Raw genomic sequence first — 16,380 nt, 5'->3', positions numbered from 1 at the left:
AATTTAGAAAAAATGAATTCAAAAAGAATCATCCATATAACAGCAGGGATAGCCTTGATATCCGGATTAGTGACTTCCTGTAAAGTTCAGAAGTATGAACAGCCTAAACTTACGGTACCGGAAAGCTATGGTAGTCAGCAGGCCAAGATTGAGGATTTTCAGAATATTGCAAAAATCAGCTACAGGGATTTCTATAAGGACCCTGTACTGGTTGCACTGATCGATAAAGCCCTGGCTGGAAACAATGACTTGCAGGTTGCGCTAAAACAAATAGAACTGGCATCCTTAGGATTCCAGCAGTCTAAATGGGGAAATATTCCTAAGGTAAGCCTGAATATTGCAAATGCCAGCATTAACAGACCTTCGGACAACAGTATCAATGGTATTAGTGCAAGTCAGTTTTTAGGTAAAAGATATACCGAAGATTATACAACTGCTGTATCTCTTTCCTGGGAAGCGGATATCTGGGGAAAAATTAAAAATACCAAAGAGGAAGCTCTAGCCAGCTATTTGCAAACACAGGAAGCGGCAAAAGCTGTAAAAACAAGATTGGTTGCAGAAGTAGCACAAGGTTATTATAACCTTCTGATGCTGGACAAGCAGCTGGAGATTACAAAATCTAATCTGGCATTAAGTGATAAAACTTTAACACTGATCAAAAAGCAATTTGAAGTTGGTATTGGAACCGCACTTGCTGTTCAGCAGCAAGAAACCAATCAGGATCAGATCAGAAAAAACATTCCAGTAATCGAGAGTGCAATAAGCACTCAGGAGCACGCACTGAATATTCTGACAGGTTCATTTCCTTCCAGAGTGGAGCGTAATATCAGTCTGGATTCTACAGAAGCGCCAGCTGGTTTATCCACGGGGATTCCTTCAGAATTGTTGAGTTACCGTCCGGATATTAAAACACAGGAACTTAATTTCAGACGAAGTATTGCTTCTATTAATATTGCAAAAGCCAATATGTATCCTGTACTTAATATTACAGCACAGGGTGGTCTTAATGCTTTTAAGGCAAGTGACTGGTTTAGCATTCCCGGATCTTTGTTCGGGATGGCTGCTGGATCATTAATGCAGCCATTATTACAGGGGAAGCAACTAAAAACCCAGTATGAGCAGTCAAAAATTTCTTCCCAACAGGCAGAATTACAATTCAAGCAAAGTGTGATTCAGGCTGTGGGCGAGGTATCAGACGTTTTAGTTCAAACTGATAAATTAAAAGAGCAACGTTCTATCGCGGAAGCATTGGTAAAAAGATCGAATGAAACGGTAAAAAATGCGGAAACCTTATTTAAATATAGTGAAGCATCTTACCTTGAAATGTTAGTAGCACAAACCAATAAGCTTCAGGCCGAGCTGGATCTGGCCAATATAAAAACCCAGCAACTTAATGCTACCACCTCCCTATATCGTGCTCTGGGAGGCGGATGGCAATAATAAACAATAGCTTATATTTTCTGTTTTTATTTCTAATGACCACTCTGGACTTGTTCCAGGGTGGTTTTTGTTTTTATAAACTGCTTGTTCCTCCCCCTTGTTAATTCCGTATATTTGGACTTCAATTTTAAGAAGATGAAAAAGCTGGCAATCATAGGCTACGGCTGGCTGGGCAAACGACTGGCTGATTATTTTTCTGATAACTATACAATATATACTGTCAACAGAAGGGACAATTCTGAAAGTAATTATATTCACTTCACCATTGACTTTGATTCGAACGAAGAATATCAAACCAATTCGGATATTAATAACTCAGATGTCATTATTATATCTCTTCCTTTTTCACAACGAACAGAACTGGAAATATTAATCCGCCGTTTCAATAATATAGAGAAGTATATTGGCATGTATAAAGGTTCTGTCTTTTTAACCAGCTCAACCGGAATTTATCCACAGGAGCAAAAGCTTATTGATGAAACAACTTATCCAGATTCCGAACTTAGTTCTAACATGATATATGTTGAGAATATGATTAAAAAAAGTTTTCCACAAGTGAATATTCTGCGTCTGGGAGGATTAATGGGAGATAACAGACAGCTTAAAAATTATAAAATATCAAATCCGGAACAGGCTGTTAACCATATTCATTATTATGATGTCTGCAGGATTATTGAAACTATAATTAATAATCACATATCCTCTGAAACATTTAATATTGTAGCACCTCAGCATCCTACAAAAGCAGAAGTAATAAGTATTCAGAACAAGCAGGTAAACAAACATATATCCGAAACAACACAACAGCGGATTATCAGTTCTGAGAAAAGTGAAAAGCTGCTGAACTTCATCTATGAAAAGCCAGATCCAAGATTATTTTAAAATGCATACAATGAATGAAGAACTCTGCAAACTGGAAAATACACTATTAAAAAACATTGATTTTAAAATATCAGCTATAACTCAGGATGCCGAATGTGAAGAATATTTTGGTTATAACTTTCGGCTGCAGCAATTGAATATAAAATACAGAAAGGCAAAAGTAACTCCCAAAAAGAACGGGCTGTTTGTAACTTTATGGAAAAGAAATATTAAGGGACAGACAGAACCATTTAATCATAACGATCCTTTCAATTTCTATATTATCGCAGCAGAACACAGTGAGAAATCCGGTTATTTTATTTTCTCCAAATTATTGCTGACTGAAAAGCAAATTCTGACATCTGATTCCAGAGAAGGGAAACGAGGATTTAGAATATATCCTGCATGGGATATTTCACTAAACAAACAGGCGGAAAAAACTCAGCAATGGCAATCAGAATACTTTATTGATATGGCTTTACCTGAAGATCTGATCACAGAAAAGCTGACCGCAATCTTCAGATCTTCATAACCGGAATTTTCATCATTTCTGGCTTTGGCATAAATTTGGGTAACTTTATGAGGTTAGAGCCTATTTAAATTTTAATTCAATAAAATATAAGGCTTCGACAGGCTCAGCCTGACACCTCTAAAAGGTAGATATTCCGAATAAGCAATGTCACTCTGAGCCTGTCGAAGAGTAATAACTATAAAATTCGAACAGGCTTTATTAAACAAACAATCATTTATAACCCTAAAATATCTACTATGAATCGTATTGCAAGTATTATCGGTATCGGAGCTTTGTTATTGGCAAGCAGCTGTAACTCTCCAAAACAGACTATGACAGACACAACGTCTTCGACGGAAAAAACATCTTCTGACCAGAAAAATGTTAAAATTGAATTCACAGGAACAGATACATTTAACATTAAAAATGCAAAGCTTAAAATAAGTTTATATGGAATTTCTGCTAATCTTGCAGATGCTCCGGCTACACTGATTACCGAAAAAGAAATTGAGCAAAAAACAGTTCCATTCACGATAGACCTTCCGGTTCCTGCTAATGCATCAAGTCTTATTAAGCCTGCTGTAAAAGAAGGAGAACCTGTAAAATATTATGTAACAATAAACTGGGATTCCGATGGTAACGGAAAAGAAGAAAAAGGTGATATCGTTATCGACTATGATAAGAAATTCCCTAACATCACCATTGATGAGACTACACAACAAGTATATCTGAAAGTATCCAAGTAAGAAACTTATCCACATAAAAAGGCGCCTGAGAATTCGGGCGTTTTTTTTATTTATATGTTAGAGTAATCCTAAATTAGTATTGTCTATATCCTGGCATAAGGGTAATTTTATATTAGGTAAACCAAATAAGTATTATGGATCAACAACCAGACAATACAGCTATAAGAACTGCACTATGGAGAGCATTTCATACACAGGCAGATGCTGAGCCTCATATTCTTGAAGATACTGTAGGACTTCAGCTTATTGCTCCTGAACAGGGATGGCAGGAGCGACCTGATATAAAATATACACAGCGACTCCGTGCTTCTGTTGTAGCACGGAGTCGTTATATTGAAGATATAATCACAACTGAAATCCCAAAAGGAACGGATCAATATGTTATTTTAGGTTCCGGTCTTGATACATTCGCTCAGCGAAATCCGAATATCACCTCTAAAATTCAGATTTTCGAAATAGATCAACCAGACACTCTTGCATGGAAACAAAAGAGACTCTCTGAAACAGGATTTCATATTCCGGAAAATTTACATTTTGTTCCGGTAAACTTTGAGAAATCATCATGGTGGGAACAGCTACTGAAAGCCGGCTTTAATATTCACAAGCCAGCTGTTATTGCCTGTACCGGGGTTACATTATACCTCACTAGGTCTGCCATTAAAGAAACCTTGCAACACATGGTGAGCCTTGCAGCAGGATCTGTCGTTACCATCAGCTTCTATTTACCTGTTGAATTACTGGAAAAGGAAGATCAGCCTATGCAGGAAATGGCCAATAAAGGAGCTCAGCAAGCGGGCACTCCTTTTATCAGCTTTTTTTCTCCGGAAGAAGTAATAGCAATAGCAAAAGAATCCGGCCTTAAAAATACCGATCTGGTCTCCACAGAGGATATAAAAGATCTGTATTTTAAGAACCGAACCGATGGATTATCTCCGGCAAGTGGTGAAGTTTTTTTATTAGCCAGAATATAAAATTAAATAAAATGAGTATCAGAGATATCAATAATACGGAGCATTATAACTGGGGAGGAATTTGTGACGGATGGCATCTATTAAAAACCGACTCATTAAGTATTATTCAGGAAAAAATGCCACCGAATACAGAGGAAACATTCCATTACCATACTAAAGCACAACAGTTTTTTTATATTTTAAAAGGAACGGCTACTTTCGAAACTGAAAAGGGAATTTTTACTGTCCATGAAAGACAAGGTTTTCATATTGAACCGGAATTAAAACATCATATTCTGAACAAATCACCTGAAGACTTAGAATTTCTGGTAATTTCCGAGCCTAGGTCTCACGGAGACCGGGTTAATTTATAAAACATTTCGATGAAGCAGCTTTTACAAAAAGTGAATTAAAATTTGTTGTGGATAAATAAATATCTCTAAATTTGCATTATACAAAAAGAGGAAATGGTGTTCTTCCTTACCCAACCGCTTCTGAGGAGCTGATGACGCCTGATTAAATTAAATGTTAAACATTTTATCAGGTACATTATGTCAATAAAAAAACAAAAATCAGCCAGCAAAAAATTCAGCCTGTCTATACAGGTATTTTTCAGACGCTACCCTTCCACCCTTTATATTTTAAGATGGCTGCTCATTACCCTTTTTATAGGTACTTTAATAGGATCAGCATCAGCATTCTTTTTACAGACACTGGACTGGGCTACTAATTTCAGAGAAAATCATTTATGGTTAATCGCCTTGCTGCCAATAGGCGGTTTCCTTATAGGATTGCTTTATTACTATTTAGGAAAGGATATAGAAGCCGGAAACAATCTGCTAATAGACACTATCCACGACCCTAAACAGATCATCCCATTTCGGATGACGCCTTTTGTATATATCGGAACCATGGCTACTCATTTTTTTGGAGGTTCTGCCGGACGTGAAGGTACAGCACTGCAAATGGCTGGTGCTATTGCCGATCAGTTTAGCAAACCCTTCAGACTAAATACCAGTGAACGTGCAATTTTAATTATTGCAGCAATAGCTGCCGGATTCGGTTCAGTCTTCGGAACTCCTTTAGCAGGCGCATTATTCGGACTGGAAGTCTTTTTGATTGGCAGAATAAGATATAATGCAATTTTTCCAGCATTTGCAGCTTCCATTATAGCCGACCTTGTAACTAAAATGTGGCAGACACATCATACCCATTATCATATTAGTTTTATTCCGGAGATCTCCTTCCTGAATATTCTCTATGCTATCATGGCAGGAATATTCTTTGGATTATGTGCTTCCGCTTTTAGCAAGATTATACACTGGGCCGGAAGGATATTCAAATCTAAAATATCTTATCCTCCATTAAGACCTTTTGTTGGAGGTATTATTGTTGCCTCAGCAGTTTGGGCTATAGGCACTACCAAATATATAGGATTAGGAATCCCGACTATTGTCGCTTCTTTTGATCAGCAATTGCCTGCCTATGATTTTGCACTGAAAATGATCTTCACCATCGTTACTTTATCTGCAGGATTTAAAGGCGGAGAAGTAACACCATTGTTCTTTATTGGCGCTACATTAGGAAATGCTTTAAGCTATTTTATTCCGCTTCCACCAGGACTTTTGGCCGGAATGGGATTTGTAGCGGTATTTGCAGGAGCAACCAACACTCCTATCGCCTGTATGATTATGGCTATTGAACTCTTTGGAAGTGAATGCGGTGTTTATGTTGCTATCGCCTGTGTTGTTGCTTATTTATTATCCGGAAACAACAGTATCTATGGTAAGCAAATGATAGGTGATGCCAAACATCCCAGATTCATGAACCTTCAGGGAAAAAGACTAAATGATCTTTAAAGTACGAAGTTAGAAATTGGAAATTAGAGGTTAGATATGAGATGTAAGGTATAAGATTTATATATTAAAGTCCTATATTCCCAAGTACTACTCACTATTCATCACTCATAATTAATTCCGCAAGTTTCGGGTTTTATTGCAGTATATTAGTGCCAATCTTTGTATCAGAATTATAAATAAAATGTCATGCAAAGATTCAAAGATAAATTTGCTCTGATTACAGGAGGAACCAACGGTATGGGCTATGCTACCGCACAACAATTTATAGAAGAAGGCGGATTCGCTATAGTTACGGGCAGAAGTAATGCTTCGGTACATAAAGCCGTAAGCCGGCTAGGCGAAAGAGCATTCGGAATAGTATCCAATGCCGGAGATATGCAGGATGTTTTCCAGCTGCAGAAAAAAGTAAAGCAATTTACTAACAATATCGATTTACTTTTTGTAAATGCCGGTTATGGGCAGTTTGCCTCTGTGGAACAGGCCAACGAAGCACATTTTGATGAGCTTTTCAATATGCTTGTAAAAGGAACTTTCTTTACAGTTCAGCAGATTCTCCCTTTGATGAAATCCGGTAGTTCTATAGTTCTTAATACTTCTTTTGTCACCGAAACCGGAACACCTTATTTCTCTGTTTATTCTGCTGCCAAAGCAGCTGTACAATCATTTATAAAAACCTTTGCCGCCGAATTTACAGAAAAAGGCATCCGTGTAAACGGTATCAGCCCCGGACATATTAAAACCAATATTTTTAATAATACAGGGCTGAATCAGGAGCAAATTGATGAAGCTATAGAGAATCTTATTCCTACAATTCCGTTCAGAAGGCAGGGTGAACCTTCCGAAATAGCCAATGCTGTACTTTTTCTGGCTTCGCAGGAAGCCTCTTATATCCATGGAGCAGAATTAGCGGTTGATGCAGGAATTTCGGTCATCAGCTCCTAAATAATCCACTATATTTGGAGAATCAATACAACCAAATAATGAAATATTGCTTCTCCTTACTTTTATTTAGCCTATCACTTTCCTTATATTCCGGACAAGGTTTTCAGCTCCCGAAAAATTGTATAGCAGTAAAAACAGTATATGGTGATCTTGATAAAGACGGAAGGGATGAGAAAGTAATTGTATGTAACCTCAACCAGACAAAAGATCTCAAAAAGAATTATAAAAGGGTTCTTTATATTCTGAGACAAGACAGCAACAACCAATATCAGTTGTTCAAAAAGAATACAAATATTTTATGGGACAGTAAAGAATGTGGATTTTGTTTTGAAGAAAGCTCAGTTCCTTTAATCGGTATCAGTGTTAAGAACAACACACTTATTATTGAACATGAAATTCATAACAATTCCAGGAGAACTGAAAGCTATAAACAAATATTCAGATACCAGAATAACGACTGGTATCTGATTGGTTCTAAATACAGATACTGGGACACCTGTGACTTCGATTACACCTATGATATTAATTTCTCCACTCAGAAAATTAATATTGCAAAAGATACAGGTAGTTGTGATGACATTGAGGATTCTAAAAAGGAATCAAGTTCATTCGAAACCTATACTTATAAGTTTCCTAAAGTAACAATGGATACTTATAAGGCTACTGAGATTAAATTTAAACCAAAGGTTTATTTTTATTACTAACCCAGTACAGAATAATTAAGCTCGGAAGATTCTATAATTAGCTTTCAGATTTCAGACTTTCCTCATAAAGCTTCGCCTGACTCCATTTAGCATGTTTGGACGGAACAATTTTATAACCTTTTTTATAGGCATATACTTTGGTAAATTTCGCCCCAAAGAAAATAAGCATACAGGTATAATTGATCCACATCATAATCAGAATAACTGTTCCAGCAGTCCCGAATGCTGAAGTGGGTTTTACTTTTCCGAAATAAAGGCTTAATAAAAACTTACCCAGAGTAAAGAGTATAGTTGTAAGCAAAGCACCTTTCCACACCGGTTTCCAGCTTACCTGCACATCCGGAAGAACCTTAAACATCAGAGCAAACAGAAGCATCACCAGTCCGAAACCGATAGCAAAATTCACCAGCTCTACAAGCATATAGGTTTCGAAACCAAAATATTGGGTAATCCAGTTGTTGAATAAGCTGATTAATGAAGATAAAATCATGGTAATCATAAGCAAGAATCCAAGAATAAGAATCATTCCCAGCGAGTTTGCCCTATCCAAAAGAAATTTCAGTAAAGCTTTTTTGGGTGCTGACTGTATATCCCAAAGTGTATTCAGTGAATGCTGCAACTGGAAAAATAAGGTTGTAGAACCAAATACCAAAGCACCTACACCGACAACTTTCATAAAAACATTTTGCTTATCTATAAGTGCACCTGCTATAAGACTTTCTACACTTTTAGCTACATCTGTACCCATGAATCCACTGATCTGTTCGCTTATCTCTCCACGAATAGCCTCTTCACCAAAGAAGTTTCCGGCAATCCAGATAATAATGATTAAGAGACCGGGAATGGAAAATATTGCATAATAAGCCAGACTTGCAGAATCTTTCATCGCAGAAGAGTCATTCCACTCCGTAAAGGTATCTCTCAGAACTTCCCAGAAAAATTTAATATGTTTAAACATCTTAGAACGGGTATCCTATTGCTATATTAAATACAAGATTATCTTTCCGCCATTGGCTGTCTCCGAAATTAATCCTGTCCAAAGTCCATCTCTTTCCTTTTTCATAATAAGGAACTCTCAGTGGCATCGCCAGATCCAGCCTTAGTACCAGAATAGAAAAATCCAGTCTCAGACCAACACCTGCACCTACTGCTATTTCGCTTAAAAAATCTTTTGAAAACTTCCCACCCGGTAAATCCGGATTGCTATTCACCAACCATACATTTCCGGCATCCACAAATGCTGCAACGTTAATGAATTTATAAAGGTTTGCACGGTATTCAGCATTCATTTCCAGTTTAATATCTCCGGATTGATCGAAGAAAAATTGACCATTAGGATTATTTCTTCTCGGGTCAAAACTTCCCGGCCCCAGAGCTCTGGCTCTAAAGGCTCGGATACTGTTACTTCCCCCTACAAAAAACTGACGGGAGAAAGGAACCGTTGCTGAGTTTCCATATGGATAAGCTATCCCGGCTATTACTCTGGATGCAAACATACTTTTCTCTCCGAATTTGTGATAGAATCTGAAATCGTTTTCTACTTTAATATACTGACTGAAAGGTATTCCAAAAATTTTCTTTTCTTTCCCTGCCTTGGCATCTGCTCCCGTAAACAAGCCTGTAAGAGTACCTGCCAGATCCACCATACCACGATAATAGATCGTATTAGTCTTTGGCTGCATGGTATTGGTATAGGTATAAGTATAAGTCGGCCCAAAAACCAATTGTCTTTCAATAGCCCTTTTCAATTCAGGATTTGCTATTGTTAATGAGTCATAAGTGGCCGTAACATTCGTTGGTGAAACATAAGTTGCATCAAAAACCTTTAGCTCATGTTCTTTTCTGGCATTTTCTTTCCAGCTATAGCCGAAAGATGCATTGAAATTGTTCAGTGTGTAATACTGTCTTCTGTTCTGAAACTCATACCCCAAACTGATATTAGTTCTCGGAACAAACTCGCTGGAAGAATTAAAACGGAAAGGCGCTACAATACGCGGAATAGAAAGTTGAGTATTGACACCGGCACGGAACATGTTTTTAGCACCGTCACCTCCTCCCATTTGCAGATCAAAAGCTCCATAAACAGCTGCTTTAAATTGTTCTGCACCACGGAAAATATTTCTGTGTGTCCAGTTCAGATTCAGTTCACTACCACCATAATTTGCGGAATTAGTACGCCCCAGGGCTTCTAAACGCAAAGACTGCATTTGCCTTGGTGTCAGCAGATAATAGGCATCAAACTTATTTTTCAACGAATCCGAAACAACAAATTCATTTTTCACAAATTTGAATATTCCCAAATTGATTAAACGGTTTAAGGACAGATTATGATTGGTACGGTTATAAAGATCACCTTTTTCAAAATACAAAGCTCTGTCAAAAACCTTAGGCTTAAATTTATGCTGAGGATCTATCACATACATATTCTTGTAAGCATAAGGTGCCAGAGAATCTTCACTCATCGGAATCTTATACATACCCTTTCTTACATCCTGCAGATTGTAATTAGGAAAAACGACAACCTTATCTATTGAAAACTGCTCTTTCGACAATTTCGGAGTATCATCCTTTAGTTTTACATTCAACTCAACCTGATGGTTTTTGCTAACTGTGGTGTCGGCCTGAACAATGATATTATCCGGATGAAAATAATAGAAACCTTTTTCTTTCAAACGGTTATCGATACGTTCTCTTTCTGCCTTTATAATATCCAGGTCAAATGGATTTCCCGATTTTAGCAGTGTACGTTTTGTATTGTTCTGAATCTCCTTGTTAATCAGGCTGGAATCTTTCTGAAATTTCACCTGACTAATCAGGTATCTTTCTCCCGGCTTTACAGTGTAAATTACCTGTGCTTTTTTGCTTTTAACAATAACACTGTCTGTGGCTTTTGCATTGAAATAGCCTTTATTCTCTGAATAGTTTTCAATGATATCTTTATTGAATTCTCTGTCGACATCCCCCAGTAACACAGGCTTCTGTCCTAGTTTATATTTCATCCAGTAACGGAATCCTTTATCCGTTTTGGGCTCTTTTGTAATGTTATAGAAAAATAGTTTAGGACGCATCCCTAATATGGAAGGATTGGGCTTAGGCGTAAGATTACTTTCAAGTGCTGTCAACAGCTCTTTTTTATCATTCTTTGAAATCGTCTTGCTTTCGATCTTAACACTACCTCCCGTATAAAGATTTTGTCCTTCTCTGAGATAACCTGTACCACTGCACGAAAACAGAGATATAGCTATTCCTGAGACAAGCCAGTATTTATAATAGATATGGAATTTATTTTTCTTCATTATTTAAATTCTACGACTTGGTTTTTCTTATCTCTTACTTTTCTGTTTTTCTCTTTCTTAGATTTCTGGAAAATTTCACGGAACTTATCATAATCCAATGTGATAATAAATCCAACTCCGGTTTCCACAATCTGCCCCTGTAAAGCTACCTGATAATCGTTTTTGCGGTAAGCACGCAGCATATATCTTCCATCTCTGGACAGGCTGTAATCTACTGTTACATCCCCCGCAATATTCGTCATATTCTCATTCTGGCGGGCTTGTCCTTCCAGTCCGAAATTACTTCCTACAGTCACTTTCAAACGGTCATTCAGCAACTTCTTACTGATATCCACATTCAGGTCGGTTCTTGTATTTTTATTTCCGGTAGAATAATCATCTGTAGATTCCAGACCGAAATTTAAATCAACTCCTTTAATCAGATCCGAAGCCAGATTATTCAGCTGCTGAGAAAGAATTTTACTTACACTTTGTCTCGCCATAGTTTCTGCCGAAAGTCCTGCACTACTTTGGAACGGATTCTCACCAATAAACCGGTTCAGTAATAATAACGCAAAAACCTGCTTATTCATTTCCGGTTCCTGTTGTCTTAGCTGTGCCAGTTTCGCATCTACCAACTGCTTTACATTTGTTGCTACCGAATTGTTATTTTCATCAGTTGTAATATCAAAAGACAATACCGGTTTCAGAAGTTCCCCTTTCATCTTTAATAACGCATTAAATGGCATTCTTTGTTTAAAGAGATTGGTTTCTCCCTGATTAACCTGCTGCTCTACAAGATCAATTGGAGCTGTTTCCGTTTTATAGACAGCTGTAATATCCATAATAGCTGCCGTTGGTTCTCCGGTCCAGGTTATAGTACTCCCTTTCTGAATATCGAATTTACGTTTCAGCATACTTACAGAAAGTTCATAAGCTCCTTTTTCTACTTCATATACTCCTACCAAAGTTGTTTTCCCGGAAGGATCTATACCGCCTGTCAGCTGTGCTTCACCCTGAAGTTTAACAAAATCTCCGTTAGCCTTATCAATAACAATGGACATTTTCGCTTCCTTATTCACTTCGATATTCACACTTACATCCATTCCCTTAATCCGGCTTTGGGCATTCAGAGAATCTGTTTTTATTGTTTTATTCAGTACTACCTGATCCTGATCTACGAATTCCACAATCCCGTCTCTTTCCTGTAACGCAGGTGACGACTGTGGCAATACAAATGTAAAATCTGTATTCTCGGCAACTGTCAGCCTCCCTTCCACTTTAGGCAAATCAAGATTTCCACGGATACGCAATCCTGCATCAATTGCCAGAATTCCGTACATCATGGCATCATTGGTTTTTTCAGAATTTACAACCTTAAAGTCTTTGGCATTCACATTCAGGTTGAATGCAAAATCTCTGTAATTCTGGGTCAGCACCTGTCCGTTTACTGTCAGAGCATTTCCGTCTTTATCTTTAACCTTGAAACGGTTGAATTCTATACCTCTGTTAGTAAAGTCGATCTCATCATCAATATTTCTGAAATCACTTCCTGTTTTTGCAATTTCGAGTCCTACTTTATTGAATTTTACTTTTCCTAAAATATTGGGTTTATCAGTACTTCCTGCCAGCTTAAGATTTCCGGACAGATAGCCTTCAGTATGATGAATAGCATTCATAGAGAATCCCTGAACGGTTTTCATCTGCAGCTGATTAATTGCCATATTCATATCGAAAGTACCTGCTGAAATATTATAATCACCCAGTATTTTCACGTCGTTATCATTTCCGGAAAGTGCAACATCGGCATTCAGAATATTAGCTGAATTGTTTTTTACTTTCACGGCAACATTTCCTACAGGGCTTCCATAAACCATAAGATCCGAAATATTCAGGTCTGATGTAAAGGTCATTTTCTTTGTAAGATCACGCAGTTGTGCTGTACCGTTAATCGTTCCTTTAGCCAGAAGTGAATCTTTTTTTATAGCCTCTGTTATCGTTTCTATTTTAAAATCTTTTAATGAAACATTTAATGGGCTGGCTGGCGAATTATTTTCTGATTGTAATAAAATCTCACTTCCTGCATTGGAAAGTCTGAAGTTATCGGCCAGAATACCTTTACTGCTTATCTGGATCCTGTTATTTTCAGCTACCGTCCAATCATCATAGTTTAGTTTTAATCCGTTTGGATTAAGTGAAACTTCGGTAATATCGTTTAACGATTTTGCTGTTCCGGCAATCAGGAATTGTGTAGCATCTTTCGCATCCTTAGTCGTAATATTGTAATTGATTGTATTGTTTGCTACATCCCCGACAACACTTATTTTATTCAGCGCCAGACTGGAACTCTTCAGTGAAGCAACACCCAGATTATATTGCAGTGCCTGATTTTCATTGGTAATTTTCAAAGTTCCTCCCTGAATGCTATTTTCCCCGTATTGGAGTTGCGGAATTCTTCCGTCCACCTCTATTTTCTGGGAATCTGCATCATAATTACCATTCAGTGTTATGGTTTCGAAATCCTTCAGATCAGGAACAAACTTACGGATCAGATTATCATTTTTAATTTTTGCATTGAAGGCAAAGTGCTGTCCGGGCTGAATCTTCTGAGCTTTACCAGGTTTCTGAAACTGATAATACTGATTAATCGTCTGCTGAAGTGCTCCAAAGATTTGTGTCAGTTTATATTTTCCGGTAAGCGTTATATCCGCAATTTGCGAATTCAGATTCAATTCGTTTGAATCCTTTGTGGATATAGCCTTAAAATTAACTTCCTGTATAGGAAAAACTTCTTTAGTATCTGAAATGGCAAAATTCTGAAGGTTGAGTGAGCCGTTTAATTCATCCGGGTTAAGGTTACTAAAATCACCATCCAGTTTTCCGGCAACAATCATAGGCTTCTCATAGAATCCCAGTTTATTCAGATCCAGTTTGGTAATCGCTCCATTTACTTTTACTGTAGGATTTTTTTCGTTATAAACTCCTGAAGCTGCAAGATTCATATTAGCATTCGGATCTTTAGAATTTAAAGCTAAACTATATGCACCGTGATTTATTTTTCCCGTAAGGTCCATCTCACGATAATTATAAGCTTTATATACTGCTGAGTTTACATAGCCTCTTATATCTGCTTTTGCGCTTTTAGGATCGAAACCTTCCCCCTTAGCTGCAATTTTTGCAGTGATCGCTCCTACTTCTTTATTCTGAATAATCTTACCAATTTGAAGATTATGGAGATTTGCATTCACGTCGTATAACTCATGATTCTTACGACGCATATCCACTTGTGCAATAATCTCTGCATTACCAAAAGCAGAAGTAAGATTCAAATTTGTATTTACATTCTTCGTTGTTCCCTTCGCTATACCTTTTACACTGAAAAATGAAGGCAATGAGATATTCGACGGAATTGTATTCTTTGGAACCAGATTATAAATTGTCTTATCAGAAGAGGAAAGCTCTCCAATTTTCAGATCATAATAGAGCTTATCCGGATTCATGGCATTCTTTACCCGGCCGGAAGCTGCAACTTTTAGCTGATCAATACCTGAAAGCTTAAAACTCTGAATCACCAGATCGTTGACACTTCCTTTTGCATTGGCATTTACCAACAGTACCGCATTAGGATATTTATTGAACGGAACAGTATTTCTGAGCGTAGGAACAAGATTCAGTATATCTGAAAAACCAACTTTGGAGTCACGGATACTTGCGGATACTTTTATAGCTCCCGGATTGGCAGTTAATTGTTCGACGGAGTCATAACCTATGACAACCTCATCCCGCAAAACAGTTTTGGATGTCTGCAGGTAAAGATTCTTAAGGTAAGCTTCTTTTGATCCATATGTAAAATTAGTTGTCAGCCTCTGAATATCCAGTCCTTTGCTTTCCTTAATCTCAGCAGACTTCACCGTTCCTGCAAACTCATTATTTTCCATTTTGAAGTTACGGACATCTACGTTCATTCTGGAAAAGTTCAGATGATTGTAGTCCATTCCCTGCTTACTTGGAACCACAGCGGTATTGTTATAAACAACTTTTACATCATTAAAATTCAGATTACCCAGCAATACTTTCATTGCTTTTTCTTTCCCGGAACCAGCAGAACTTTCCTGTACTTTTTTAGGATCCTCTTTTTTGGCTGGCAGATAAAGATCTGCACGGATATCTGCACCTGCAAGCAGGACATTATCTATATTATAAGCATTATTTTCCAGGTCCAGCTGATTGACTTTTGTACTCAGTTCTTTGAATAATACTTTTGCAAATGTCTTGGTATTTTCATCACCATAGTCGATGTTAAAATTGGTCAGCTTAATTCCCTGAAGACCAATTTTCATAGGCTGTTGCTTACTCAGTGAATCTACTTTTTTTCCAACCTTTTCAGAAACTTCGGCCACCAGATCCTGTTTCAGTTTAAGCTTTAAACCATCCAGATTAATATCGCCTACAGCATAATTATTCTTCTGTAAATCAAATGTTTTTACCCGGGTATCAAAAGAATTAAAATATAGTTTAATATCATTCTTGGATTGCTGATCTTTGAATGTTACCCCTATATCTTTAAGTTTTATTTTGTTAAGAGAAATAATAAACGGCTTCGAAGAGCTTTCCTCTTTGTCACTCGTTGCAAAAGCATTGATAATGTAATCAAAATTGAATTTACCGTCCCGGTTTCTTACCACATTTGCATTAACTCCTTCCAAATCAATAGAGGTAATATCTGCTGTAGAACTCATCAGCTTCATCATATTCAGTCCCACGTCCAGTTTTCTAACTGCCAGAAGTGTGTCTACATCCTGCCCTTTCAGATAAAGATTCTCTAACTGCAGATTGTTAGGAAAAGCTACGTATACTTTTTCGAGACTTACTTTTGTTTTGATTTTGTTCTCCAGATATACAACAAGTCTGTCTTTAATGAAATTTTGTACAACCGGAAGTCTTAAGCTGAGTATCAATAAACTGAAAAATACCACTATAGAAATAATGGTTATAATCGTTCGTTTTAAAAGTTTCTTTTTATTTATTTTCAGCTTCAAACTTGTTTGTGTTTACACAAATATACTAAACCTAAGCTTTACAGACGAACTAA

The 16,380-nt window shown here is 37.2% G+C and carries 12 protein-coding genes and 1 riboswitch; of the genes, 9 read left to right on the top strand and 3 right to left on the bottom strand.

The annotated features are described in order from the left end of the window. The first annotated feature begins 12 nt into the window (after positions 1–12). The 9 genes from ATE49_RS05730 to ATE49_RS05690 all read left to right on the top strand — a co-directional run bounded on the left by ATE49_RS05730 (position 13) and on the right by ATE49_RS05690 (position 8,013). On the top strand, positions 13–1,440 hold the full coding sequence (locus ATE49_RS05730; protein ID WP_065081371.1) for a TolC family protein: 1,428 nt from the start codon (positions 13–15) through the stop codon (positions 1,438–1,440). Positions 1,441–1,575: 135 nt separating this feature from the next. Further along, entirely contained in the window at positions 1,576–2,322 is a 747-nt protein-coding gene (locus ATE49_RS05725) for a Rossmann-fold NAD(P)-binding domain-containing protein (protein ID WP_065081370.1), read from the top strand. A gap of 10 nt (positions 2,323–2,332) precedes the next feature. Next, positions 2,333–2,833, top strand: coding sequence for a MepB family protein (locus tag ATE49_RS05720; RefSeq protein ID WP_065081433.1), 501 nt, complete (start codon positions 2,333–2,335; stop codon positions 2,831–2,833). A 236-nt stretch (positions 2,834–3,069) separates the two neighbouring features. Continuing rightward, on the top strand, positions 3,070–3,558 hold the full coding sequence (locus ATE49_RS05715) for a hypothetical protein (RefSeq protein WP_034868146.1): 489 nt from the start codon (positions 3,070–3,072) through the stop codon (positions 3,556–3,558). A gap of 134 nt (positions 3,559–3,692) precedes the next feature. Further along, on the top strand, positions 3,693–4,529 hold the full coding sequence (locus tag ATE49_RS05710) for a class I SAM-dependent methyltransferase (RefSeq protein ID WP_176370676.1): 837 nt from the start codon (positions 3,693–3,695) through the stop codon (positions 4,527–4,529). Positions 4,530–4,540: 11 nt separating this feature from the next. Further along, the gene (locus ATE49_RS05705) at positions 4,541–4,882 is read left to right on the top strand and encodes a cupin domain-containing protein (RefSeq protein WP_090346996.1); all 342 of its coding nucleotides are present in this window, start codon (positions 4,541–4,543) and stop codon (positions 4,880–4,882) included. Positions 4,883–4,962: 80 nt separating this feature from the next. Continuing rightward, positions 4,963–5,030: riboswitch (Fluoride riboswitch) on the top strand. A gap of 29 nt (positions 5,031–5,059) precedes the next feature. Then, complete coding sequence (locus ATE49_RS05700; protein ID WP_065081367.1) at positions 5,060–6,367, top strand: voltage-gated chloride channel family protein; 1,308 nt, start codon at positions 5,060–5,062, stop codon at positions 6,365–6,367. Positions 6,368–6,553: 186 nt separating this feature from the next. Then, the gene (locus tag ATE49_RS05695; protein WP_065081366.1) at positions 6,554–7,309 is read left to right on the top strand and encodes an SDR family oxidoreductase; all 756 of its coding nucleotides are present in this window, start codon (positions 6,554–6,556) and stop codon (positions 7,307–7,309) included. Between the two features lie 38 nt (positions 7,310–7,347). Further along, the gene (locus ATE49_RS05690) at positions 7,348–8,013 is read left to right on the top strand and encodes a hypothetical protein (protein WP_065081365.1); all 666 of its coding nucleotides are present in this window, start codon (positions 7,348–7,350) and stop codon (positions 8,011–8,013) included. A 37-nt stretch (positions 8,014–8,050) separates the two neighbouring features. Here the strand turns inward: ATE49_RS05690 and ATE49_RS05685 are convergent, their stop codons facing one another. The 3 genes from ATE49_RS05685 to ATE49_RS05675 are packed head-to-tail and all read right to left on the bottom strand — an operon-like array spanning position 8,051 to position 16,327. Continuing rightward, on the bottom strand, positions 8,051–8,971 hold the full coding sequence (locus tag ATE49_RS05685) for a YihY/virulence factor BrkB family protein (protein WP_059343782.1): 921 nt from the start codon (positions 8,969–8,971) through the stop codon (positions 8,051–8,053). Position 8,972: 1 nt separating this feature from the next. Continuing rightward, on the bottom strand, positions 8,973–11,309 hold the full coding sequence (tamL, locus tag ATE49_RS05680) for a translocation and assembly module lipoprotein TamL (RefSeq protein ID WP_065081364.1): 2,337 nt from the start codon (positions 11,307–11,309) through the stop codon (positions 8,973–8,975). Then, on the bottom strand, positions 11,309–16,327 hold the full coding sequence (locus ATE49_RS05675; RefSeq protein ID WP_081278414.1) for a translocation/assembly module TamB domain-containing protein: 5,019 nt from the start codon (positions 16,325–16,327) through the stop codon (positions 11,309–11,311). Before ATE49_RS05675 ends, tamL begins: the two co-directional genes overlap by 1 nt. Between the last annotated feature and the right edge of the window lie 53 nt (positions 16,328–16,380).

This window comes from Elizabethkingia miricola (assembly GCF_001675285.1).
In the GTDB taxonomy this organism is placed as follows: Bacteria; Bacteroidota; Bacteroidia; order Flavobacteriales; family Weeksellaceae; genus Elizabethkingia; species Elizabethkingia miricola.
The sequence above is the reverse complement of the archived record's forward strand: the minus strand, read 5'-3'. Positions and strand labels throughout refer to the sequence as shown.

Bases quoted from the DNA above. Each gene is read 5' to 3' on its own strand.
- ATE49_RS05730 (WP_065081371.1), top strand. From the start codon at position 13: ATGAATTCAAAAAGAATCATCCATATAACAGCAGGGATAGCCTTGATA.
- tamL (WP_065081364.1), bottom strand. From the start codon at position 11,309: ATGAAGAAAAATAAATTCCATATCTATTATAAATACTGGCTTGTCTCA.
- ATE49_RS05715 (WP_034868146.1), top strand. From the start codon at position 3,070: ATGAATCGTATTGCAAGTATTATCGGTATCGGAGCTTTGTTATTGGCA.
- ATE49_RS05695 (WP_065081366.1), top strand. From the start codon at position 6,554: ATGCAAAGATTCAAAGATAAATTTGCTCTGATTACAGGAGGAACCAAC.
- ATE49_RS05685 (WP_059343782.1), bottom strand. From the start codon at position 8,971: ATGTTTAAACATATTAAATTTTTCTGGGAAGTTCTGAGAGATACCTTT.
- ATE49_RS05700 (WP_065081367.1), top strand. From the start codon at position 5,060: ATGTCAATAAAAAAACAAAAATCAGCCAGCAAAAAATTCAGCCTGTCT.
- ATE49_RS05710 (WP_176370676.1), top strand. From the start codon at position 3,693: ATGGATCAACAACCAGACAATACAGCTATAAGAACTGCACTATGGAGA.
- ATE49_RS05720 (WP_065081433.1), top strand. From the start codon at position 2,333: ATGAATGAAGAACTCTGCAAACTGGAAAATACACTATTAAAAAACATT.
- ATE49_RS05690 (WP_065081365.1), top strand. From the start codon at position 7,348: ATGAAATATTGCTTCTCCTTACTTTTATTTAGCCTATCACTTTCCTTA.
- ATE49_RS05705 (WP_090346996.1), top strand. From the start codon at position 4,541: ATGAGTATCAGAGATATCAATAATACGGAGCATTATAACTGGGGAGGA.
- ATE49_RS05725 (WP_065081370.1), top strand. From the start codon at position 1,576: ATGAAAAAGCTGGCAATCATAGGCTACGGCTGGCTGGGCAAACGACTG.